Source organism: Pseudomonas sp. GZD-222 (genome assembly GCF_049310525.1).
GTDB lineage: Bacteria > Pseudomonadota > Gammaproteobacteria > Pseudomonadales > Pseudomonadaceae > Aquipseudomonas.
Genome location: NZ_JBMOWO010000127.1, coordinates 1 through 21,616 on the forward strand (window position 1 = coordinate 1; position 21,616 = coordinate 21,616).

The 21,616-nt window shown below is 60.8% G+C and carries 15 protein-coding genes, 2 rRNA genes and 1 pseudogene; 11 read left to right on the plus strand and 7 right to left on the minus strand.

Annotated features, from left to right (window positions below; genetic code table 11):
* The 8 genes from ACO6VD_RS24110 to ACO6VD_RS24145 form a co-directional block, all read left to right on the plus strand.
* Window positions 1-452: ribosomal RNA gene (locus ACO6VD_RS24110) — 23S ribosomal RNA — on the plus strand; the annotation flags it as partial.
* Between the two features lie 138 nt (window positions 453-590).
* A 5S ribosomal RNA gene (rrf, locus tag ACO6VD_RS24115) occupies window positions 591-706 on the plus strand.
* Window positions 707-849: 143 nt separating this feature from the next.
* On the plus strand, window positions 850-4,329 hold the full coding sequence (gene recC, locus ACO6VD_RS24120; RefSeq protein ID WP_422422474.1) for an exodeoxyribonuclease V subunit gamma: 3,480 nt from the start codon (window positions 850-852) through the stop codon (window positions 4,327-4,329).
* Window positions 4,326-8,006 carry an exodeoxyribonuclease V subunit beta gene (recB, locus tag ACO6VD_RS24125; RefSeq protein ID WP_422422475.1) on the plus strand — a complete coding sequence of 1,227 codons (3,681 nt, stop codon included), beginning with the start codon at window positions 4,326-4,328 and terminating at the stop codon, window positions 8,004-8,006. The genes recC and recB overlap by 4 nt, the downstream gene beginning before the upstream one ends.
* On the plus strand, window positions 8,003-10,084 hold the full coding sequence (recD, locus tag ACO6VD_RS24130) for an exodeoxyribonuclease V subunit alpha (RefSeq protein ID WP_422422476.1): 2,082 nt from the start codon (window positions 8,003-8,005) through the stop codon (window positions 10,082-10,084). Before recB ends, recD begins: the two co-directional genes overlap by 4 nt.
* A gap of 113 nt (window positions 10,085-10,197) precedes the next feature.
* Entirely contained in the window at window positions 10,198-10,773 is a 576-nt protein-coding gene (locus ACO6VD_RS24135) for a YfiR family protein (protein WP_422422477.1), read from the plus strand.
* Entirely contained in the window at window positions 10,770-12,041 is a 1,272-nt protein-coding gene (locus ACO6VD_RS24140; protein ID WP_422422478.1) for a diguanylate cyclase domain-containing protein, read from the plus strand. Before ACO6VD_RS24135 ends, ACO6VD_RS24140 begins: the two co-directional genes overlap by 4 nt.
* Window positions 12,042-12,095: 54 nt before the next feature.
* Window positions 12,096-12,545, plus strand: a complete 450-nt coding sequence (locus ACO6VD_RS24145; RefSeq protein ID WP_422422522.1) for an OmpA family protein — start codon at window positions 12,096-12,098, stop codon at window positions 12,543-12,545.
* Here ACO6VD_RS24145 and ACO6VD_RS24150 read toward each other — a convergent pair.
* Complete coding sequence (locus tag ACO6VD_RS24150; RefSeq protein ID WP_422422479.1) at window positions 12,542-13,489, minus strand: LysR family transcriptional regulator; 948 nt, start codon at window positions 13,487-13,489, stop codon at window positions 12,542-12,544. The two genes, ACO6VD_RS24145 and ACO6VD_RS24150, sit on opposite strands and share 4 nt — an antisense overlap.
* 137 nt (window positions 13,490-13,626) lie before the next feature.
* On the opposite strand from ACO6VD_RS24150, the gene ACO6VD_RS24155 reads away from it, so the two are divergent.
* Both ACO6VD_RS24155 and mmsB read left to right on the plus strand, forming a co-directional pair.
* Window positions 13,627-15,153 (plus strand): CoA-acylating methylmalonate-semialdehyde dehydrogenase, encoded by a 1,527-nt coding sequence (locus ACO6VD_RS24155; protein WP_422422480.1) that lies wholly within the window; start codon window positions 13,627-13,629, stop codon window positions 15,151-15,153.
* Window positions 15,154-15,163: 10 nt separating this feature from the next.
* On the plus strand, window positions 15,164-16,051 hold the full coding sequence (gene mmsB / locus ACO6VD_RS24160) for a 3-hydroxyisobutyrate dehydrogenase (protein WP_422422481.1): 888 nt from the start codon (window positions 15,164-15,166) through the stop codon (window positions 16,049-16,051).
* Window positions 16,052-16,557: 506 nt separating this feature from the next.
* Here mmsB and ACO6VD_RS24165 read toward each other — a convergent pair.
* The 5 genes and pseudogenes from ACO6VD_RS24165 to ACO6VD_RS24185 form a co-directional block, all read right to left on the minus strand.
* Window positions 16,558-17,535, minus strand: a pseudogene (locus ACO6VD_RS24165) (hypothetical protein).
* 10 nt (window positions 17,536-17,545) lie between these two features.
* Window positions 17,546-18,034, minus strand: coding sequence for an Hcp family type VI secretion system effector (locus ACO6VD_RS24170; protein WP_422422482.1), 489 nt, complete (start codon window positions 18,032-18,034; stop codon window positions 17,546-17,548).
* 309 nt (window positions 18,035-18,343) lie between these two features.
* A complete protein-coding gene (locus ACO6VD_RS24175; RefSeq protein ID WP_038614945.1) occupies window positions 18,344-18,688 on the minus strand; it encodes a cupin domain-containing protein in 345 nt (114 codons plus the stop codon).
* A gap of 47 nt (window positions 18,689-18,735) precedes the next feature.
* Window positions 18,736-19,551, minus strand: coding sequence for an aminoglycoside adenylyltransferase family protein (locus tag ACO6VD_RS24180; RefSeq protein ID WP_422422483.1), 816 nt, complete (start codon window positions 19,549-19,551; stop codon window positions 18,736-18,738).
* A 17-nt stretch (window positions 19,552-19,568) separates the two neighbouring features.
* Window positions 19,569-20,465 (minus strand): LysR substrate-binding domain-containing protein, encoded by an 897-nt coding sequence (locus ACO6VD_RS24185; RefSeq protein ID WP_422422484.1) that lies wholly within the window; start codon window positions 20,463-20,465, stop codon window positions 19,569-19,571.
* A 77-nt stretch (window positions 20,466-20,542) separates the two neighbouring features.
* On the opposite strand from ACO6VD_RS24185, the gene ACO6VD_RS24190 reads away from it, so the two are divergent.
* Window positions 20,543-21,307, plus strand: coding sequence for a sulfite exporter TauE/SafE family protein (locus tag ACO6VD_RS24190; protein ID WP_422422485.1), 765 nt, complete (start codon window positions 20,543-20,545; stop codon window positions 21,305-21,307).
* On the opposite strand, the gene ACO6VD_RS24195 is transcribed toward ACO6VD_RS24190, so the two are convergent.
* Window positions 21,297-21,611 carry a putative quinol monooxygenase gene (locus ACO6VD_RS24195; RefSeq protein ID WP_422422486.1) on the minus strand — a complete coding sequence of 105 codons (315 nt, stop codon included), beginning with the start codon at window positions 21,609-21,611 and terminating at the stop codon, window positions 21,297-21,299. The genes ACO6VD_RS24190 and ACO6VD_RS24195 overlap by 11 nt on opposite strands.
* Window positions 21,612-21,616 lie beyond the last annotated feature (5 nt).

The following is a 21,616-nucleotide window of genomic DNA, read 5'->3' on the forward strand; positions in this document are numbered from 1 at the left end:
AGGCTGATACCGCCCAAGAGTTCATATCGACGGCGGTGTTTGGCACCTCGATGTCGGCTCATCACATCCTGGGGCTGAAGCCGGTCCCAAGGGTATGGCTGTTCGCCATTTAAAGTGGTACGCGAGCTGGGTTTAGAACGTCGTGAGACAGTTCGGTCCCTATCTGCCGTGGACGTTTGAGATTTGAGAGGGGCTGCTCCTAGTACGAGAGGACCGGAGTGGACGAACCTCTGGTGTTCCGGTTGTCACGCCAGTGGCATTGCCGGGTAGCTATGTTCGGAAGAGATAACCGCTGAAAGCATCTAAGCGGGAAACTTGCCTCAAGATGAGATCTCACTGGAGCCTTGAGCTCCCTGAAGGGCCGTCGAAGACTACGACGTTGATAGGTTGGGTGTGTAAGCGCTGTGAGGCGTTGAGCTAACCAATACTAATTGCCCGTGAGGCTTGACCATATAACACCCAAGCAATTTGCGTCGAAATGACCAGATTGCGGTGTTGTGAAGACGAAACGAACCGAAAGTTTGCGACTCACAATCATCACATACCCAATTCGCTGGAGTGTCTAACAAGACCTTCTGGCAACAGAATTTCTTGACGACCATAGAGCATTGGAACCACCTGATCCCATCCCGAACTCAGCAGTGAAACGATGCATCGCCGATGGTAGTGTGGGGTTTCCCCATGTGAGAGTAGGTCATCGTCAAGATTAAATTCCGAAACCCCTATCTGCGTATGCAGGTAGGGGTTTTGTCTTTTCCGGACGGTAATCTTTGGTGCCTGTTCTGCCGTCATCGATGGTCGGGCCCGTGATATGGTTTCCCTCTGCCCGCACAGCCTCAAGGATGTCCAATGCCGCACGCAAATCCACTCCTTCCTGGATTCATGGTGGTCCACGGCAACCGCCTGGATGAACTACGCAGCCTGGTGGTGAGCTGGATGCGCCGCTATCCGCTGGCGCCATTGGAAAATGAAATCGTCCTGGTGCAAAGCAACGGCATCGCCCAGTGGCTCAAACTGGCCCTGGCAGAAGACCCTGAAGACGATGACCAGGGTGGCTGTGGCATTGCTGCGGCGATTGAGGTGCAACTGCCTGGCAGCTTCATGTGGCAGTTGTACCGCCGTGTTCTGGGACGCGATGAGATCCCGGAAGTGTCCTTGCTCGACAAGGCCCCGCTGACCTGGCGGTTGATGCGCCTGCTGCCCGAGGTGATCGACAAGCCGCACTTCGAGCCCCTGCAGCGCTTTCTCACCGACGACAGCGACCTGCGCAAGCGCTACCAGTTGGCAGAGCGCCTGGCCGACCTGTTTGACCAATATCAGGTCTACCGTGCCGACTGGCTCAAGGACTGGGCTGCCGGGCGACATGTGCTGAACACCGCGCGCGGCGATGCCAAACCCCTGCCTGCGGCCAATTGCTGGCAAGCCGAATTGTGGCGTGCGCTGTTGCTGGATGTCGGCGAGGAAGGCATGGCCCAGAGCCGTGCCGGCGTACACCAGCGTTTTATCGAACGGATCAACAGCCTTGAGCAGGCACCTGCCGGACTCCCTTCACGGGTGATCGTCTTCGGTATTTCCTCGTTGCCAGCCCAGGCCCTGGAAGCCTTGGCTGGCCTGGCCCGTTTCAGCCAGGTGCTGCTCTGCGTGCACAACCCCTGTCGCCATCACTGGGCGGATATCGTCGCCGACAAGGACCTGCTGCGTCATCAATACAAGCGCCAGCAACGCAAGCAAGGCATGCCCAGCCTGATCGACGCACAATCCCTGCACCAGCACGCACACCCGCTGCTGGCTGCCTGGGGTAAGCAGGGCCGCGACTACATCAACCTGCTCGACAGTTACGATGATCCCGGCAGTTACCGCGCAGCATTCAGCGATGGGCGCATCGACCTGTTCAGCGAAAGCCAGCCGCAAACCCTGCTCAACCAGTTGCAGGACGACATTCTCGAACTGCGGCCGTTGGCAGAGACCCGCGAGCTGTGGCCCGCAGTCAATCCAGGCAAGGATCGCTCGGTACGCTTTCATGTTGCCCACAGCCCACAACGGGAAGTAGAAATACTTCACGACCAGCTGCTCGCACGCTTCAGTGCCGATCCCGACCTGCGCCCGCGTGACGTGATTGTCATGCTGCCGGATATCAATACCTACGCGCCGCATATCCGCGCGGTGTTTGGCCAGTTGGGACGTGATGACACCCGATTCATCCCGTTTACTCTGACCGACCAGGGCCAGCGCGGCCGTGATCCGCTGCTGATTGCCCTGGAGCATCTGCTGAAGTTGCCGGACAGCCGCTTTGCCGTCAGCGAGATTCTCGATCTGCTCGATGTGCCGGCCCTGCGTGCCCGCTTCGCCATCAAGGAAAGCGAGCTGCCGACCTTGCACCGCTGGATCGAGGGCGCCGGTATCCGCTGGGGGTTGAACGCCGAACAACGCGCGAGCCTGGGCTTGCCCGCAGGGCTGGAACAGAACAGCTGGCGATTCGGCCTGCGGCGCATGTTGCTGGGCTATGCCGTGGGGGTTGGCGAAAGCTGCGACGGAATCGAGCCGTTCGATGAAATCGGCGGGCTGGATGCAGCCTTGATCGGCCCTTTGGTGTCATTGCTCGACGCCCTGGAAATCGCTTATCAACAGCTGTCCCAGGCTGCGACTGCTGCCCAATGGGGCGAGCGCCTGCATGCGTTGCTGCAGGTGTTCTTCCTGGCTGAAACCGAACACGACGACTATCTGCTGGTACAACTGCAAACCTTGCGCGAAACCTGGTTGCAGACCTGTGAGTCGGTTGGTCTAGAGGACCTGCTGCCGCTGACGGTGGTGCGCGAAGCCTGGTTGGCCGGGCTCGACCAAGGGCGACTGTCACAACGCTTCCTCGCCGGCTCGGTGAATTTCTGCACCTTGATGCCCATGCGCGCAATTCCGTTCAAGGTCGTCTGCCTGCTCGGCATGAACGATGGTGATTACCCGCGTGCGCAGCAGCCGCTGGACTTCGACCTGATGGGCAGTGACTACCGTCCTGGCGATCGCTCGCGGCGCGAAGATGACCGCTACCTGCTGCTGGAAGCACTGCTCTCGGCCCGTGATCAGTTGTATGTCAGCTGGGTCGGGCGCAGCATTCGCGATAACAGTGAACGTCCTGCCTCCGTGTTGATCGGGCAACTGCGCGATCATCTCGCCGCGGGTTGGCGATTGTCCGGAGCAAAGGACGGGGACACGCTTGATGGCGGCGAACAGCTGCTGCATGCCTTGACCGTCGAGCATCCGTTGCAACCTTTCAGTGCCCGCTACTTCCACAAGGGCAGCAGTCTGTTCAGTTACGCGCGTGAGTGGCGAACGCTGCATCTGCCCGCTGAGGAACAGGCCAAGGTTGATCATGAACTGCCGCCTTACAGCAGCGATGAAGCCTTGAGCCTGACCTTGCTGCAGGACTTCCTGCGTCATCCCGTGCGGCACTTCTTCAGTCAGCGTTTGAAGGTGTTCTTCGAATCGTTAGAGGCGCCGCTGGCCGATGAGGAACCTTTTGTTCTCGATGCCCTGCAACGCTACAGCGTGAGTGAAAGCCTGTTGGCCGCTGCACTGGCTGCCCCCGGGGACGCTGATCAGGCACTTGGCACTCAAGCTCGTCGCTTGCAGGGTAGCGGTATGCTGCCGTTGGCGGGGTTCGGTGAATGCCTGCAAACGGAGTTGATCGAACCGCTACCGGATCTTCTGCAACGTCATCAGCAACTGCTGCGCCAATGGCCCAACGCCCTGGACAGTGCCTTGCCGATTCGTTTCGAGTACCGCCAGCTCAAGCTCGAAGGCTGGCTCGGCCGGGTCTATCAGCGCGACGATCAGTCCTTGCTGAGCATTACCACCTTGCCCAATGGCATCAGTAGCGGTCGCTCGTTGAAGTGGCATCGGCTGACCTCCACCTGGGTCATGCACCTGGCCGCCTGCGCCGTGGGCCTGCCGCTGCACAGTGCGGTGGTGGCCACGGACATCACGCTGTTGCTGGCTCCCATTGAACAACCCCGCGCAGTCGACTTGCTCGGTGACCTGCTGCTGGCCCGTCAGGCTGGCATGTGTGCGCCGCTGCCCGTGGCGGTCAAAACGGCATTTGCCTGGCTGGCCCAGAGCGATCCCGACAAAGCCTTGGCGATTGCCGCCAAGTCCTATGAGGGCGACGGCCAGAACAGCTTCGGTGAACGCAGTGAAAGCACCGCGCTGGCACGTCAGTTCTGCGATTTCGCGGCATTGACTGCTAGCGAAGAATTCGAGGGCTGGTGTGAGGCCTTGTACCGCCCGATGTTCGATGCGCCCTGGCAGACCGTGGGCAATGAGGAGGACGCTCAATGAGTCGCAACGCCCCCCTGGCACTAACGTTTCCACTGCACGGCAGCCAACTGATCGAAGCCAGCGCCGGTACCGGTAAAACCTTCACTATTTCGGCGCTGTACCTGCGCCTGGTGCTCGGTCATGGCGGCGAACAGGGCTTTGGCCGTGAGTTGCTGCCGCCTCAAATTCTGGTGGTGACCTTCACGGATGCCGCCACCAAGGAGTTGCGCGAGCGTATTCGTACGCGCCTGGCTGAAGCGGCGCGCTTCTTCCGCGGCGAACTGGCCGACGCCGATCCGTTGCTGCAGCAACTGCGCGATGACTATCAACAGGACTTGTGGCCTGCCTGCGCCAATCGCCTGGACGTGGCCGCGCAATGGATGGATGAGGCGGCGGTCTCGACCATTCACAGCTGGTGCCAGCGCATGCTGCGCGAACATGCTTTCGACAGCGGCAGCCTGTTCACCCAGTCGCTGGAAACCGACCACAGCGAGTTACTTGGTCAGGTGATGCGCGACTACTGGCGGCGCTTCTGCTACAGCATGCAAGGCGATGCCCTGGCCTGGGTGCGCAGTCATTGGGTCAGCCCGGACGCGTTGCTACCGCGGGTGCGCGCGCTGTTTGGGCGCCAGCGCGTCGAGAATAGCGCCGAGGAGCCTCAGGCGCTGATCGACGCGGTGTTGCAACAGCGCGCCGAGCAGTTGCGCCGACTCAAGGCACCCTGGGCCCAGTGGTCCGGCGAGTTGCTGCAGCTGTGTCGTGACGGTGTGGCCGCCAAGCAGGTGGACGGGCGCAAGATGCAGGCGCGTTTCTTCGAGCCCTGGTGCGAGAAACTTGCCGCCTGGGCGACAGACGAACTGGCGCTTGAGCTGGAGCTTGGTACTGGCTTCACCCGCCTGACCCGTGTCGGCATGGCGGAAGCCTGGAAAGGCGAGCCGCCAAGCCACCCGGCGCTGCAGGCCATGGAGAGTCTGCAAGAGCAATTGAACGCCTTGCCGACGCCTGATGCCTGCCTGTTGGAACATGCCGCTGCATGGGTCGGTACGCGCTTCGAACAGGAAAAGCGCCGGCGTGCGGAAATGGGTTTCGACGACATGCTGCTGCGCCTGGACCACGCCCTGCACGGCGACACGGGCGAGCGACTGGCAGGCCTTATCCGCGAGCAGTTCCCGGTGGCCTTGATTGACGAATTCCAGGATACCGACCCGATTCAGTATCGGATCTTCCAACGTATCTATCGCATCGAGGAGAACGTTCAGGACACCGGCCTGTTCCTGATCGGTGACCCCAAGCAGGCGATCTACGCGTTCCGTGGCGCCGATATCTTCACCTACCTGGGCGCTCGTCGTGCCACGGCCGGGCGCTTGCACAGCCTGGATACCAACTACCGCTCCAGTCAGGCCATGGTCAGCGCGGTTAACCATGTATTCATGCAGGCCGAGCAGCGCGAGCAGGGACGGGGTGCCTTCCTGTTCCGGGAGGGCGATGACAACCCGGTGCCTTTTGTCGAGGTTCAGGCCAAAGGACGCAGCGAGCAGCTCCAGGTCGATGGGCAAGTACTCGCGGCACTTAACCTGTGGCAGTTGCACAGCGAAGAGCCCGTCTCCGGGGCGGTCTACCGTCAGCAGGTGGCGGCCAGCTGCGCCAGCCAGATCGTTGCACTGCTCAATGGCGGGCAACAGGGTCGTAGCGGCTTTCTCCAGGCCGATCAGTCGTTGCGCGGCTGCCTGCCTTCGGACATCGCCATCCTCGTGCGCGATGGCCGTGAAGCACAGCTGATTCGCGCCGAACTGGCGGCCCGCGATGTGCGCAGCGTGTACCTGTCAGACAAGGACTCGGTGTTTGCCGCGCAGGAAGCCCAAGACCTGCTGGCCTGGCTCAAAGCCTGCGCCGAGCCGGATGTCGAACGCCTGCTCAAGGCGGCGCTGGCCAGTATTACCCTGAACCTGCCACTGTCGGCCCTGGAGCAGTTGAACCAGAACGAACGGGTGTGGGAGCGCTGGGTCATGCAGTTCCGCCAGTACCGGCTGATCTGGCGAACCCAGGGTGTGCTGCCGATGCTGCGTCGCTTGTTGCATGACTTCGATTTGCCGCAGGTGTTGATGATGCGCAGTGATGGCGAGCGCGTGTTGACCAACCTCCTGCACCTGGCCGAGTTGCTGCAGCAGGCCGCCACCGAGCTTGATGGCGAGCAGGCATTGATCCGTCACCTGGGTGAACACCTGGCCAGCGCCGGTCAAGCGGGTGAAGAGCAGATCTTGCGTCTGGAAAGTGATGAGCAACTGGTCAAGGTGGTCACCATCCACAAGTCCAAGGGCCTGGAATACCCGCTGGTGTTCCTGCCGTTCATCTGCACCAGCAAACCGGTGGACGGCCAACGCTTGCCCTTGGCCTGGCACGACAGCGACGGACAGGCGCACCTGACCCTGACCCCGGATGCCGAGCAGATTGCCATGGCCGACGATGAGCGCCTGGCTGAAGACCTGCGTCTGCTCTACGTTGCCCTGACCCGCGCGCAGCATGCGTGCTGGCTGGGGGTTGCCGACCTCAAGCGCGGTACCGGCAAGACCTCGTTGTTGCACCGCTCGGCACTGGGCTACCTGCTCGGTGGCGGTACGCCCCTGGCCGCTTCCAGTCAGTTGAGTGACTGGCTGCAAGCGCTGCAAGGCGGTTGCCCGGCGATTGCCAGCAGCTCCCTACCAGAAGCCGACGAACAAGGTTACAGCGCACCACGCAATCAGGCCGAACTGCTCCCGGCGCGTCAGCCCAAGCGTCGTGCCGCCGAGAACTGGTGGATCGCTTCCTACAGTGCGCTGCGCATTGGCGAGGAGTCGCTGACCCTGGCTGCGGACAGCTCCCAGGCCCAGCAGTTGCTTGATGACGAACGTCCCGACCCGCAACAGCTACGTGAAGTGATGCCCGGCAGCGGTGATATCCATCGCTTCCCGCGCGGCCCCAACCCTGGGACTTTCCTTCACGGCCTGCTCGAATGGGCTGGTCATGAAGGTTTTGCTCAGGTGACCGCGAACGATGAGGCGCTCAAGCGCACAGTGGGGCAGCGCTGCAACCGTCGTGACTGGGCCGGCTGGATCAACACCCTCGGCCACTGGCTGCAACAGTTGTTGGTGCAGCCCATGGCGCTGGCGCCGGACAGCACTTTGGTGGCCTTGAATCAGCTGAGTCAGTATCAGATCGAAATGGAATTCTGGTTTGCCAGTCATAAGGTCGATGTCGGCCAGCTTGACCGTCTGGTATGTGAGCACACCCATCAAGGCGCTAGCCGGATCGCGGCTCAACCGGCCCAGCTCAATGGCATGTTCAAGGGCTTCATCGACCTGGCCTTTGAACACGACGGGCGCTACTACGTGGCCGACTACAAGTCCAACTGGCTTGGCCCTGATGACCATGCCTACAGCGAACTGGCCATGGAGTCGGCCATCCTCAGTCACCGCTACGACCTGCAATATGTGCTCTATCTGCTCGCCTTGCACCGCCAGTTGCGTGCGCGGCTGCCGGACTACGACTACGACTTGCATGTGGGCGGTGCGGTATTCATCTTCTTGCGCGGTGTGCATTCGGCGTCTGGCGGTGTGTATTTCGTCAAACCTCCGCGGGAGCTGATCGAGCGCCTCGATGCCCTGTTCCGCGGCGCCAGTACACCGCAGCAACACGACCTGTTCCTGGGAGAAGCACCATGAGCCGTACCCTCGACGACCTGCTGCCGACACCGCTGGATGCCCGGCATCTGGCGGCGCTTGAGCCCTTGAGCGACAGTGCCGACCTGCTGGCGCTGCTTGATCGCTGGGTTGAGCGTGGCTGGCTGCGTGCGCTGGATCGGGCCTTCGTCGGATTTCTCGAAGAGCGCGATCCAGGTGGCGACCCGCTGGTGTTACTGGCGGCGGCCCTGGCCAGCCACCAGTTGGGACATGGTCATGTCTGCCTGGACCTGGGCGAGACCCTGGCCGAACCGGACTTTGCCCTGTCGCTGCCTCCGGAGGGCGATGCTCTGGCCGGGCCGTTGCTGTTGCCCTCGCAATTGCTGGAGCAACTGGCCCTGAGCACCTGGTTACAACGCCTGGTCAGCAGTCGCCTGGTGGCCGACGGCGCTCGCGTTGAAGAGGCATCGCGGCCCTTGGTACTCAGCGGTCAGCGCTTGTACCTGCGCCGCTACTGGGCGTATGAACGGCAGATCGACAGCGCCTTGCGCCAACGCCTGGAACAGGTCGAGCCGACGCCGGCCGACCTCTCCGCGCGGCTGGCCCAACTTTTTGATGGTGGCAGCCAGTCGGGGCAGGTGGACTGGCAAAAGCTAGCCTGTGCCCTGGCCACTCGTGGCGCCTTCAGCATCATTACCGGCGGCCCGGGTACCGGCAAGACCACCACGGTGGTGCGCTTGTTGGCCTTGCTCCAGGCACCTGCAGTAGACGCCGGCCGCCCGTTGCGCATTCGCTTGGCGGCGCCCACCGGCAAGGCGGCGGCGCGCCTGACGGAGTCCATTGGTCAGCAAGTCGAACGCCTGGCAGTTGACGTGCAGGTGCGGGAGAACATTCCTACCGATGTGTCGACCGTGCATCGTCTACTGGGTAGCCGCCCGGGCTCGCGACATTTTCGTCACCATGCGGGCAACCCTCTGCCTCTGGATGTACTGGTGGTCGATGAAGCGTCGATGATCGACCTGGAGATGATGGCCAACCTGCTCGCCGCGCTACCGCCGCACGCTCGCCTGGTGTTGCTGGGAGACAAGGACCAACTGGCCTCGGTGGAGGCGGGTGCGGTGCTCGGTGACCTGTGCCGGGATGCCGAGGCCGGCCGTTACAGCGCCCAGACCCAGTCCTGGCTGGAGGAGGTCAGCGGTGAAACGTTGGCTGGCAGCGAACTGCAAGCTGGCAGTGCCGAGCAGTACCCGCTGGCTCAGCAGGTGGTGATGCTGCGGTTTTCCCGGCGCTTCGGGGAAACCAGCGGCATCGGCCGGCTGGCGCGGCTGGTCAATCTGCAGGACGCCGAGCAGGCGCGTGCCTTGTTGAAGCAGACGCAAGATGATGTGTTCGGCCTGACCTTGCGCGGTGAGCAGGATCGCGCCCTGGACCGTCTGCTGCTGGATGGTCTTGGCCGTGGCAACGATGGTCCGCAGGGGTATCGCAGCTATTTGCAGATCATTGGCCGGCTACGTCCGCCCCTCAGCACACCAGCCGATGACCCACGCTGGGAAACCTGGGCCATGGCCGTGCTGCAGGGCTTTGAAACCTTCCAGTTGCTCTGTGCTGTGCGCAAGGGCCCTTGGGGCGTTGAAGGGTTGAACCAACGGGTTGGCCGGGTGCTGGGCGCTGCCGGTCTGATCGATGTCGAACAACCCTGGTATGAGGGGCGGCCGGTGCTGATGACCCGTAACGACTATGGCCTGGGCTTGATGAACGGTGACATCGGGATTGCCTTGCGCTTGTCAGATGAACAGCAGCCTGGTCAGCAGGTGTTGCGCGTGGCCTTTGCTCGTAACGATGGTCGTGGCGGGGTGCGCTTCGTATTGCCTAGCCGCCTCAACGAGGTGGAAACCGTGTATGCCATGACCGTGCACAAGTCCCAGGGCTCGGAATTCACCCATACTGCCCTGGTACTGCCTGACGCCCTGAACCCGGTGTTGACCAAGGAGTTGATCTACACCGGTATCACCCGTGCGAAAAGCTGTTTCACTTTGATTGAGCCGCGCCCGGGCGTTTTCGAGGAAGCGGTGCGGCGTAAGGTCAAACGCATTTCCGGATTGATGCTGGAGCAGGTATGAGCACGCTGATTCGGCCTTTCACCGGATTGCCAGGGGCCTGCTCCCTCGCTGGAAAATCGACCTCTGTGCTATCGTTGCGGCATCATCCCGCAGGGTTTTAAGAGATTTCCTTCATGAAAGTGGCCGCCCCGACATCGGGACGCGTGACGCGCCGGGGGCGCTCGCTGATGGCTGCGTTGCCGCTGTTGTTCGGTGCGCTGGCCTATGCCGAGGCTACCCCGACCTCGACCCTGGCTGAACAACGTGCCACTGCCGTGACCCAGGTGGTGCTGGGTATTCTCAGTTATGCGCGCTGGCCGGTTGAGCCCGCACCATTGCGTCTGTGTCTGATCGGGCCTACCGAATACGCCGATGACCTGGTCAAGGGCACCAGTCAGGCGACAGGTCGTCCGCTGGTAGTACGGCGCCTGTTGGCCGGGGATACGCGCATCGCCAATGAGTGCGATGCGACTTATCTCGGCCAGTTGACTGCGGATGAGCGCAGCCAGTTGTTCAGCGCGATCAGTGGTCATCCGATTCTGAGCATCAGCGAAGCCGACGACCCCTGCACGGTGGGCAGCGTATTCTGCCTACGGGTCAGCGATCGTCAGGTGGCCTTCGAGGTCAACCTTGATTCGGTAGCGCGCAGCGGCGTGCGCATCCATCCCTCGGTGCTGCAGCTGTCGCGGCGGCGGGCGGCACAGCCATGATTGGCTTCGGCTGGGGGCGCCAGCGCCCGACCCTGCGAGCAGTCCTGGGTCGTCGCCACTTGAGTGTGGCCCTGCTGGCGGTAGGGTTGGCAGGTGTTGCCCTGACCGTGCTCGGCGTTCTGGCGCTGCGGGTATATGCCAATCACAACCTGCACCTGATCGCCCGCTCGATCAACTACACCGTCGAAGCTGCCGTGGTTTTCAACGACAGCAGCGCGGCCAATGAGGCGCTGGCCCTGATCGCCTCCACCGAAGAGGTGGCCGATGCCAAGGTATTCGACGACAGCAACCAGTTGCTCGCCCGTTGGCAGCGCAGCGATGACAGTCTGCTGGCGCAGATCGAACAACAAGTAGCCCGCGCTCTGCTGGAAGAGCCGATCATCCTGCCAGTGCTGCACCAGGGCCAGCAGGTCGGACGTATCGAACTGGTGGGTCAGGGCGGGAGTCTGGTGCGTTTCCTGCTCAGCGGCCTCGCCGGCATTCTCCTCTGTACGGTGCTCAGCGCCGTGGGGGCGCTGTACCTGTCGCGACGTATGTTCGGCGATATCGTTGGCCCCTTGCGCAGTCTGGCCACGGTGGCGCATGCGGCGCGGCGCGAGCGCAGCTTCGACCGCCGCGTACCTGAGGCGCAGATTGCCGAGCTCAATGAGCTGGGTAACGACTTCAATGCCCTGCTCGACGAACTGGAAAGCTGGCAGAGCCATCTGCAGAGCGAGAATGAAAGCCTTGCTCACCAGGCCAGTCATGACAGCCTGACCGGTTTGCCCAATCGGGCTTTTTTCGAGGGCCGCCTCAGCCGCACGCTGCGTAACGCCAGTAAGTATCAGGAGCACATAGCGCTGCTGTTTCTCGACAGCGACAACTTCAAGGACATCAACGATGGTCATGGCCATGCGGCGGGTGATGAAGTCCTGGTGAGTGTCGCCACGCGGGTGCGTGCACAATTACGCGAGACCGATCTGGTCGCCCGCTTGGGCGGAGACGAGTTTGCCGTACTGCTGGCGCCCCTTCACAGCCGCGAAGATGCCCAGCGCATCGCCGAGAAAATCATAGCCAGCATGCGCCTGCCGATTCGCCTGGCAGAAGGGCAGAGCATCGTTACTTCCCTGAGCGTGGGTATCGCCTTTTTCCCCGATGATGGTCTGACGCCATCAGACCTGCTGAATGCCGCCGACGCGGCGATGTATCAGGCCAAGCGCAACACCCGTGGCCAGTGGCAAACGGCAGAGACGGAGCGCTCTGCCAATCAAGTACAAAACAGGAGCTGAACCGTGATACACCTGAGTCGATACCTGCGTTTTCACTTTGCTTGCCTGGCGCTGATGCTGTTGGCCCTGGGCGGCTGCCAGAGTGTGCCGCCCAAAGGCCTGACGCCTGAACAGATTGCTCTGCTCAAGCAGGAAGGTTTCCGTTTGACCGACGAAGGCTGGGAGTTTGGCTTGTCGAGCAAGGTGCTGTTCGGTAGCGACCTGGACGCGCTCAACACTGAGAGTCGAATCATCGTCGAGCGTATCGGCAAGTCGCTGCTGTCGGTCGATATCCAGCGCGTTCGGGTTGATGGCCATACCGATGCCTCGGGCCGCGATGCCTATAACGAGCAGCTGTCGCTGCGCCGGGCCAAGAGTGTGGCCAACGCCCTGACTGCCGTCGGCATGCGCCCGGAAAACGTCGAAACCCGCGGCCTGGGCAGCCGTGAACCGGTGGCCAGCAACGACACCCGCGCCGGGCGTATGGAAAACCGCCGGGTGGCTATCGTGGTCGCCTCCGACTAAACGGCAAATCCCATCGTGCGCGACTCGCCCATCAACAGCGGCGTGTTGCGCTCGGTCACCGCACGGATGTAATCCCACAACAGGGTAATCCGCTTCAACTTGCGCAGATCCTCGCGGCAGTACATCCAGAACTGCCGGGTAATTTCCACCTCTTCAGGCAGAATCGCCACCAGGCGCGGATCCTGCGCGGCCAGAAAACACGGCAAAATCGCCAACCCGCGACCCTGCTGGGCCGCCACGTACTGGGCGATCACGCTGGTGCTGCGCAGGTTGGCGCTGGCGGCCGGGATCAGATTGGCCAGGTACAGCAGCTCGGAACTGAAGGCCAGGTCATCGACGTAACTGATGAATTGATGACGCGCCAGGTCGCTGCTGCGGGTGATTGGTTCGTGGCTGTCGAGGTATTCCTGGGTGGCGTAAAGGCGCAGGCGGTAGTCGCACAGCTTGCAGCAGACATACGGGCCATGCTCCGGGCGTTCCAGGGCGATGACGATGTCGGCTTCACGCTTGGACAGGCTGATGAAGTGCGGCAGCGGCAGGATGTCCACGGAAATCGCCGGATAGGTATCGACGAAGCGGCTGAGCTGCGGGGTGATGAAGAAGCTGCCGAAGCCCTCGGTACAGCCCATGCGCACATGCCCGGAAAGTGCCACCCCCGATCCTGAAACCTGCTCGCAGGCCATGTGCAAGGTGCTTTCGATGGACTCGGCATAACTGAGCAGACGCTGCCCTTCAGCGGTCAGGACAAAGCCGTTGGTCCGCGATTTTTCGAACAGCAAAGTACCCAGCGCCAGCTCCAGCGAACTGATCCGCCGCGACACGGTGGTGTAGTCCACCCCCAGGCGCTTGGCCGCGCTACTGGCCTTGCGGGTGCGGGCCACTTCGAGAAAAAACTTCAGGTCGTCCCAGTTCAGGGCGCCGAGGGAGGTGATGTTTTTTTGCATGTTGGTCCGGCTTTTATGTACGTTTTTATTGGATCTTTGCACATCTATACTCCAAAACAAGCCCTAGACCCAAGCGTCCGTTGAGGCTATCTCGGCGACGTCGATCTCTCCCTAACAACAACTTCAGGAGAACGCACATGAACGCATCCCTTACTCCCGGCCAGACCAAGGTCGAGCAGGTCAAGCTGCTGATCGACGGCCAGTGGGTCGAATCGAAAACCAGCGAATGGCGCGACGTGGTCAACCCGGCCACGCAACAAGTACTCGCCCGTGTGCCGTTCGCCACCGCCGAAGAAGTTGATGCGGCGATCGCTGCCGGCCAACGTGCCTTCAAGACCTGGCGCGACACCCCGATCGGCGCCCGCATGCGCATCATGCTCAAGCTGCAAGCCTTGATCCGTGAACACTCCAAGCGCATTGCCGTGGTTCTCAGTGCCGAGCAAGGCAAGACCATTGCCGACGCCGAAGGTGACATCTTCCGCGGCCTGGAAGTGGTCGAGCATGCGTGCAGCATCGGTAGCCTGCAGATGGGCGAATTCGCCGAGAACGTCGCCGGTGGTGTCGATACCTACACCCTGCGCCAGCCTATTGGTGTCTGCGCCGGTATCACGCCGTTCAACTTCCCGGCGATGATTCCGCTGTGGATGTTCCCGATGGCCATCGTCTGCGGCAACACCTTCGTCCTCAAGCCATCCGAGCAGGACCCGCTGTCGACCATGATGCTGGTGGAGCTGGCGCTGGAAGCCGGTGTGCCGGCCGGTGTACTGAACGTCGTACACGGCGGCAAGCAAGTGGTCGATGCCCTGTGCACCCACACCGATATCAAGGCGATCTCCTTTGTCGGTTCCACCGAAGTCGGTACCCACGTCTACAACCTCGCCGGCCAGCACGGCAAGCGCGTACAGTCGATGATGGGGGCGAAAAACCATGCGGTGGTCCTGCCTGACGCCAACCGTACCCAGACCCTCAACGCCCTGGTCGGTGCCGGCTTCGGTGCGGCCGGTCAGCGGTGCATGGCCACCTCGGTGGCGGTGCTGGTGGGCAAGGCGCGCGAGTGGTTGCCGGAGCTCAAAGAACTGGCGGCCAACCTCAAGGTCAATGCTGGCAGCGAGCCGGGCACCGATGTCGGCCCGCTGATTTCCAAGCGTGCCAAGGAGCGTGTACTGGGCCTGATCGAAAGCGGCATCAAGGAAGGCGCCAAGCTCGAGCTCGACGGTCGTGAAGTGAGCGTGCCTGGCTTCGAGCAAGGCAACTTCGTCGGCCCGACCCTGTTCTCCGGGGTAACCACCGACATGCAGATCTACACCCAGGAAATTTTCGGCCCGGTGCTGGTGGTGCTCGAAGTCGACACCCTCGACGAGGCCATCGCCCTGGTCAACCGCAACCCCTTCGGCAACGGCACTGGCCTGTTCACCCAAAGTGGTGCGGCAGCGCGCAAGTTCCAGAACGAAATCGACGTTGGTCAGGTCGGCATCAACATCCCGATTCCAGTGCCAGTGCCGTACTTCAGCTTCACCGGTTCGCGTGGCTCCAAGCTCGGCGACCTCGGCCCGTACGGCAAGCAAGTGGTGCAGTTCTACACTCAGACCAAGACTGTCACCAGTCGCTGGTTCGATGACGACAGCGTCAACGACGGTGTGAACACCACCATCAGCCTGCGCTAAGGAGCCCATCATGCGTATTGCATTTATCGGTCTGGGTAACATGGGCGCGCCGATGGCGCGCAACCTGATCAAGGCCGGGCATCAACTGCAGCTGTTCGATCTGAACAAGACCGTGCTGGCCGAACTTGCCGAACTCGGTGGACAGATCAGCAGCTCACCGCGTGACGCGGCGCAGCAGAGCGAACTGGTGATTACCATGCTGCCAGCCGCCGCCCATGTGCGCGGTGTGTACCTGAATGAAGACGGTGTGCTGGCAGGTGTGCGTGCTGGTACGCCAGTGGTCGACTGCAGCACCATCGACCCGCAAACCGCCCGTGATGTCGCTGCTGCCGCGGCCAAGCAGGGTGTAGACCTGGCCGATGCGCCGGTGTCGGGTGGCACCGGTGGTGCGGCGGCAGGGACGCTGACCTTCATGGTTGGCGCCAGCGATGAACTGTTCGCCACGCTGCAGCCGGTGCTGGCGCAGATGGGCCGTAACATCGTGCATTGCGGTGCGGTGGGTACCGGGCAGATCGCCAAGATCTGCAACAACCTGCTGCTGGGCATCTCGATGATCGGTGTGTCGGAAGCCATGGCCCTGGGCAATGCCCTGGGCATCGACACCAAGGTACTGGCGGGCATCATTAACAGCTCCACCGGACGTTGCTGGAGCTCCGACACCTACAACCCTTGGCCGGGCATCATCGAAACCGCTCCGGCTTCGCGCGGCTATACCGGTGGTTTTGGTGCCGAACTGATGCTCAAGGACCTGGGCCTGGCGACTGAGGCGGCGCGTCAGGCGCACCAGCCGGTGATCCTCGGTGCCGTGGCCCAGCAGCTGTACCAGGCCATGAGCCTGCGCGGTGACGGCGGCAAGGATTTCTCGGCGATTGTCGAAGGTTATCGAAAGAAGGATTGACGAGCGAGGTGGGCTTCATCGCGGGCCAGGTGGCCTTTCCTCTGCAACTGCGCACCAGAGGGAAGGGCGCTTGGTCCGCGATTTTTGTGTACTGGTTCGTTAACCTCAATTTGCACTTATTAAAATGCCGGGATTGAATAAATAGGGTGCTTACAAGTAATGTGACAATATTAGGCAAGAGAAGAGAGTGATATGCGCCACCCACAGGGTTACAAGTAATACTTTTGTTCGTTTTGGAAAGTTTGCTATTTCTTCGCGGTCTACTAGGTTTCTCCAGGTGAAGATGATTGGAACAGCAAGTACAGTTGCGATGGAACCTGTGCGCATGAGTTTTCCGATGAGTCCGGCGTGCTGGTAAAGTTTTGTGTTGTGCCTTATGTATTGGCTTTTGGGGAATAGGGACTCGTAGTGTTCAGTGCGTTTTAGGGCGATGAAACATTGGATGGTCATTGTTATGATAATCAGGTTTATAATGGCGGCGGCAATAACCCCTTCGTCAGGGCTGATCACTTTGAGAACTCTTGATAGAGAAGGTCGCCGTAAATTGCACCTTTATCCTCACCAATATTGCCACCAATTGTCGCACCTGCAGCACCTATGACAACTGCACAAATCAGTCCACCCGCACCACCGGTTGGCACCCCAATCGCTGCACATCATGCAGGTGCGAAGACAGTTCCACCCACATAGCCACCGGCGCTTCCTCCTGCAAGCCCTCCTATGAGTGAGCCTCCTTCGACATACTTTGCTCTCTCGCAATCTTGCTCGCGCCCGAGCGTACAAGCCTTGTGAATTTCGAGTCCTGTTGCCGCAACTTCAAGTGCCACACCAACATAGGCTCCTTGTTTTATAAAGCTGGATGCCTTGGCAACGCTCGCCACCTTGTTGGCATAACCTGCGATTTCGCCATTATGCAAGTAACGCTTCGTGGAAATTACTAGTGTCCTTTTGATCGACCCCTTGTTTCTCAGGCCGGAGCCGTAGGAGGCTAGCTTGCCCAATTGCTCTTTCAGCTTTATGAACAAGGCCGAACGTTTGGCATAAAACTGATCACGCGCTGCCATCGTCCCAGATCCAAGATATTGTTGGTGTAGGATCTCGATATCTATCAAGGTAGCCTCGATCGCCTTTAAATGCTTGCTCCAACCCTCACTGACCACGCCTGCGCCAATGGATGCGTGCGCAATCAGGCTTTTCAGCATTTCGAAGTTGTCCAGGAAAAAGATATCCGCACCTTGAGCATTCCCCATAAGCCCCATGTGCACAATGGCGGCTTGCCTCATCATCCAGGCTTCCTGGCTGGTACAGGAGGCTGTTGTGGGATCGCCGATGATGATCAGTTCACCGCTTCTGACCACCGTATTGGTGATGTGGGCGTTCAGCACATCAAACTTTTCCAGCGAATGACCGGTGAGCGCGAGATCAGCTTTGAGTCTGTGATAGTTTTGCAATTTCAGATTCAGAAACGTTCGGGCTTCAGGCATAGCGATGCCCTCATGCGTATTTTTTATTGCTGATACGGTCCCAGCCTCCAGCGATACTGCCCCCACCGCCACCATCGAGGCGCTGCTGCTGGGTGTAAGTGGTCTTGATCCGGCCATAATTGAGTTGCAAGACCTCCAGCGGAACCCCCGTGTCCACGCTCTGTGAATACTCGGCGATGATCACTTCTTCGAGAATGATTTCGTAATACTTGAGCTTGTCACTCCCAGCGCGGCAGAGTGCCAGTTTTACTTCCTTGAGATGTTGCCCGGTGCAACTGGCCTCCATTAGTTTGCAACTGGCGCTGTCGAGGTATTTGCTGAAAGTGAAGTTGGTTACGGAGGTTCGACCAGATGTCGCGCCGCCAGTAGAGCTTGCGGTAGCGGAGATGCTTTGGCTGACCCCAAAATCGTAGCTAAGCACTTCAATCCATTTGCTGTATTTTTCGTCCAGTGCCTCACCTGAGATATTTTCGATCTGAATATAAGCGTCGAAGGCCATGCTTCCCTCTCCTTGGTAATTAAATTAATTAGGTAATGCTTCCTAGCCATCTGGGCGATTAAAGGAGCCTAGGCCTGCGATAACTCGGGGGCAATACCTTTGGAGGTGTGGGGAGGCAATTCAGAAAGGGACTACAGAAAAGGATTGATGCGGAATGTTTTTGTCAAAAAATGTAACTATGATCGTTGTGTTTGAATAATTTATGGGTATGTTGGCGTTTCCTTAAATCCTCATGTTTAGGCACGCGCAGGGCCCAGTGGGAAGCCTGACGTTTCCCACAGGGCTCTATAGCTGGAGCGTCTTAGCCAATTAAGCAAAAACGAAATATTTGCGCACCGTCTCCACCACCTCCCAGGTGCCTTTCATTCCCGGTTCGATCACGAACACGTCACCTGCCTTCAGGTGCACCGGCTGCTCGCCCTCCGGAGTGATCACGCAGTAGCCGTCGAGGAAATGGCAGTATTCCCACTTCTCGTAATTCACCTCGAACTTGCCCGGGGTACAGATCCAGGTGCCCATGATCTTGCTGCCATCCTCGGAGAGGTAGGCATTCAGGTTCACTGTGTGCGGGTCGCCGCCGATGCGTTTCCACTTGGTCGCATTGAGTACGGGGGTAGGGCAGGTGTCGCGTAGAACGGTGATGAAGTCGGACATGTCAGCTCCTGACGAGCGGGTGAGAGGTCCGTCACCATAGGCCCGATCTAGGGGCTGGAGTTGTCTGGGGTCGACGTCGAGCGCTCGATCTGCGCCTTGCTGTACTGCACGAATGCGCTGACTTGATCGATCCTGTCGCTGAGGCTGTCGTTGACCTTGCCCAGGTAAACGTCCCGCGCGTGGCTCAGCAGCGCTCGATGAGCGGGCGGCAGTCGTTCCAGTAGCCAGGTTGCTGCCACGTCCTTCGGCGCGATCGCGCCTGTGACCACGCTGTACCAGATACGCGCCAGCGCCAGCACCACAGTCAGCTCGTCACCCTGCCAATCTGCGGCTGTGTTCCATTGCGCCAAGGTATCGGCGAAGGCCCTGGCCAGGTCTTTTTCGGGGATCGGTGCGAACCACGCCGAAGCAGGTTCGCCCAACAGACCGAAGCTGTGTTGCCGGGCCTTGCTCAGCAAGATAGCCAGGTCCGGGTCGAGTTGGGCCGGCTCAACCTTGCCAGCTTGCAAAGCTTCGCGCTGCCATTCGCCAAATTGCAGTTCGCGCCGTGGCGGATAGCGCCAGGGCAGTACATCCGCCTGGACCACCACAGTGACTTCAAGGGCCCGCACAGGTCCTCCGGGCGGCGCCGAAATGCTCAGCAGATCGCTCATCAGCGACTGACGAACCGGCTCGGTCAGTGGAGCACTGACGGTGACCAGCAGATCAAGGTCGCTGGCCGGCTTGAGTCCGCCATCGGCAGCGGAGCCGTAGAGGTGAATGGCTTGCAGGGTGTCGGTGAGATTGCGTTCGAGTACGCGGCAGGCCTTTGCCAATTGCTCGGCAATCGAGTCGGGAAGGGTTGAGTCGATGCAGAAGTCCATTGCCGATCTCCATGGGGTCAAGAAGGCAGGCCATCAATACTCAGACGTTGCACCAACGCCTGGCTGTGTCCGGGCAAGCTGCTGAAGTCGCGGGCGCACAGCAGCAACTGGCGCTGTGCCCATGGTTCTTCCAGCTTCATGCTGCGCAATGCCAGCACACCCTGCCAGCGCCGGACCGCCGCCAGTGGCACCACACCCAGCCCGGCACCGTGGGCGACCATGCGAATCACGCCATCAAAGCCTTCGGCCCGCACCCGGATCTGCATCCGTCGACCCAGGTGCAGGGCTTGCTCCTCCAGGTGCAAGGCCAAGGCGCTGTCGGTCGACAGACCCACATAACCGTAGGTGAGGGTGTCGGCAAAGCGCACGCTGGAGCGTGCCACCAAGGGATGACCAGGCGCCATGATCAGTACCAGCGGATCGTCACGAAAGTGCCGCGTTTGCAGGTGCTCGCTGGTGACTGCAGTGGAGATGATGCCGATATCTGCCGCGCCGTCGGTAATGGCCTGGCTGATGCGCAGGCTCGGGAGTTCCTGGATGTCGACGGCGATGGCCGGGTAGTCGGCGAGAAAGCTTGCGAGCAATTCCGGCAGGTACTCGCTAAGCGCTGCGGTGTTGCACAACAGCCGTATCTGACCTTGCAGGCCTTGAGCGTACTGGCCCAGGTCGAACTGCAGGCGCTCGACCTGCTGCCCGATCAAGCGCGCATGTTGCAGCAGCGCCTGGCCGGCGGAGGTCGCTTGCACGCCACGGCGATTGCGCTCCAGTAAGGGCGTTCCGAGAGAAGCTTCCATCGCCCGGATCCGCGCACTGGCGGCCGGTAGCGACAGATGACTGCGATGCGCACCGGCGGTGATGTTGCCGCACTCCAGGGTGTGCTGGAACAGTCGCAGGTCAATCAGATCAAAATGCATGAGCCTCTGCCTGGGCAATAGTCTGACTCAGTATATGGCAGATTTTCAGCTGCACGTATCGACGGCAGCATGAGCACATGACGACCTTACTTGGCTTTTATCAAGAAATCGGCCCGGCCCTATCACTGCTGGTGGTGTTGACCTTTTTGCTGGCGGGGGCAGTGAAAGGCGTAATCGGCCTCGGCTTGCCGACCATTGCCATGGGCCTGCTCGGGCTGGCTATGTCCCCGGCGCAGGCTGCGGCCTTGCTGATCGTGCCATCGACCATGACCAACCTCTGGCAATTGGCCGCGGGCGGTCATCTGGCGAGCTTGTTGCGGCGCCTGTGGCTGATGCTGGCGATGATCTTTATCGGCACCGTGTTGGGCAGTGCCTGGCTGGGCATCAACAGCGGCGAGTGGGCGGCACACGCACTGGGTGGCGCATTGCTGGCGTATGCGCTGTACGGTTTGTGCGGGCGTGGCTTCCGTGTGCCGCAGGCGTGGGAGCGCCGGCTAGGGCCGGTGTGCGGACTGTTGACCGGCCTGGTCACCGCCGCCACGGGGGTCTTTGTCATTCCAGCGGTGCCCTACCTGCAGGGGCTGGGCCTGAACCGCGACGAGATGGTTCAGGCGCTCGGCCTGTCGTTCACCGTTTCGACCCTGGCCCTGGCGTTGGGTCTGGCCGGTCAGAACGCGCTCGGCGCCGAGGCGTTGGGCGCGTCGCTGCTGGTGCTGGTGCCCGCGCTGCTGGGCATGCTCTGCGGCCAGTGGCTGCGCCAGCGTATCAGTGCGGCACTGTTCAAGCGCTGCTTCTTTGCCGGCCTGGCAGTGCTAGGCGCGCACCTGTTGCTCAACGGCTAGCGGAGGACGGGCTGAGCATTTCGATCAGTTGGATGTCGAAGTCGCGTTCCAGGTAGTCCATGCGATTTTCGAAGAACTGCTGCATGTGCGGCAGGGCTGAGTGCACGTCCAGTGCGGCCTTGCTGGCCCAGACTTCGTAGAACACGAACAGGCTTGGGTCTTCCTTGTCGCGCAACATGTGGTACTCGATGCAGCCGGGTTCGCCACGGCTCGGTTCGACATAGGCGCGGAACAGCGCTTCGAAGGCCTCGGCTTTGTGCGGATGGGTCTTGGCTTTGAGAATGAAGCCGTAGGGTTCGCTCATGAGGT

Coding starts and splice junctions, on each gene's coding strand:
- recC (WP_422422474.1), top strand. CDS start 850: ATGCCGCACGCAAATCCACTCCTTCCTGGATTCATGGTGGTCCACGGC.
- recB (WP_422422475.1), top strand. CDS start 4,326: ATGAGTCGCAACGCCCCCCTGGCACTAACGTTTCCACTGCACGGCAGC.
- recD (WP_422422476.1), top strand. CDS start 8,003: ATGAGCCGTACCCTCGACGACCTGCTGCCGACACCGCTGGATGCCCGG.
- ACO6VD_RS24135 (WP_422422477.1), top strand. CDS start 10,198: ATGAAAGTGGCCGCCCCGACATCGGGACGCGTGACGCGCCGGGGGCGC.
- ACO6VD_RS24140 (WP_422422478.1), top strand. CDS start 10,770: ATGATTGGCTTCGGCTGGGGGCGCCAGCGCCCGACCCTGCGAGCAGTC.
- ACO6VD_RS24145 (WP_422422522.1), top strand. CDS start 12,096: ATGCTGTTGGCCCTGGGCGGCTGCCAGAGTGTGCCGCCCAAAGGCCTG.
- ACO6VD_RS24150 (WP_422422479.1), bottom strand. CDS start 13,489: ATGCAAAAAAACATCACCTCCCTCGGCGCCCTGAACTGGGACGACCTG.
- ACO6VD_RS24155 (WP_422422480.1), top strand. CDS start 13,627: ATGAACGCATCCCTTACTCCCGGCCAGACCAAGGTCGAGCAGGTCAAG.
- mmsB (WP_422422481.1), top strand. CDS start 15,164: ATGCGTATTGCATTTATCGGTCTGGGTAACATGGGCGCGCCGATGGCG.
- ACO6VD_RS24170 (WP_422422482.1), bottom strand. CDS start 18,034: ATGGCCTTCGACGCTTATATTCAGATCGAAAATATCTCAGGTGAGGCA.
- ACO6VD_RS24175 (WP_038614945.1), bottom strand. CDS start 18,688: ATGTCCGACTTCATCACCGTTCTACGCGACACCTGCCCTACCCCCGTA.
- ACO6VD_RS24180 (WP_422422483.1), bottom strand. CDS start 19,551: ATGGACTTCTGCATCGACTCAACCCTTCCCGACTCGATTGCCGAGCAA.
- ACO6VD_RS24185 (WP_422422484.1), bottom strand. CDS start 20,465: ATGCATTTTGATCTGATTGACCTGCGACTGTTCCAGCACACCCTGGAG.
- ACO6VD_RS24190 (WP_422422485.1), top strand. CDS start 20,543: ATGACGACCTTACTTGGCTTTTATCAAGAAATCGGCCCGGCCCTATCA.
- ACO6VD_RS24195 (WP_422422486.1), bottom strand. CDS start 21,611: ATGAGCGAACCCTACGGCTTCATTCTCAAAGCCAAGACCCATCCGCAC.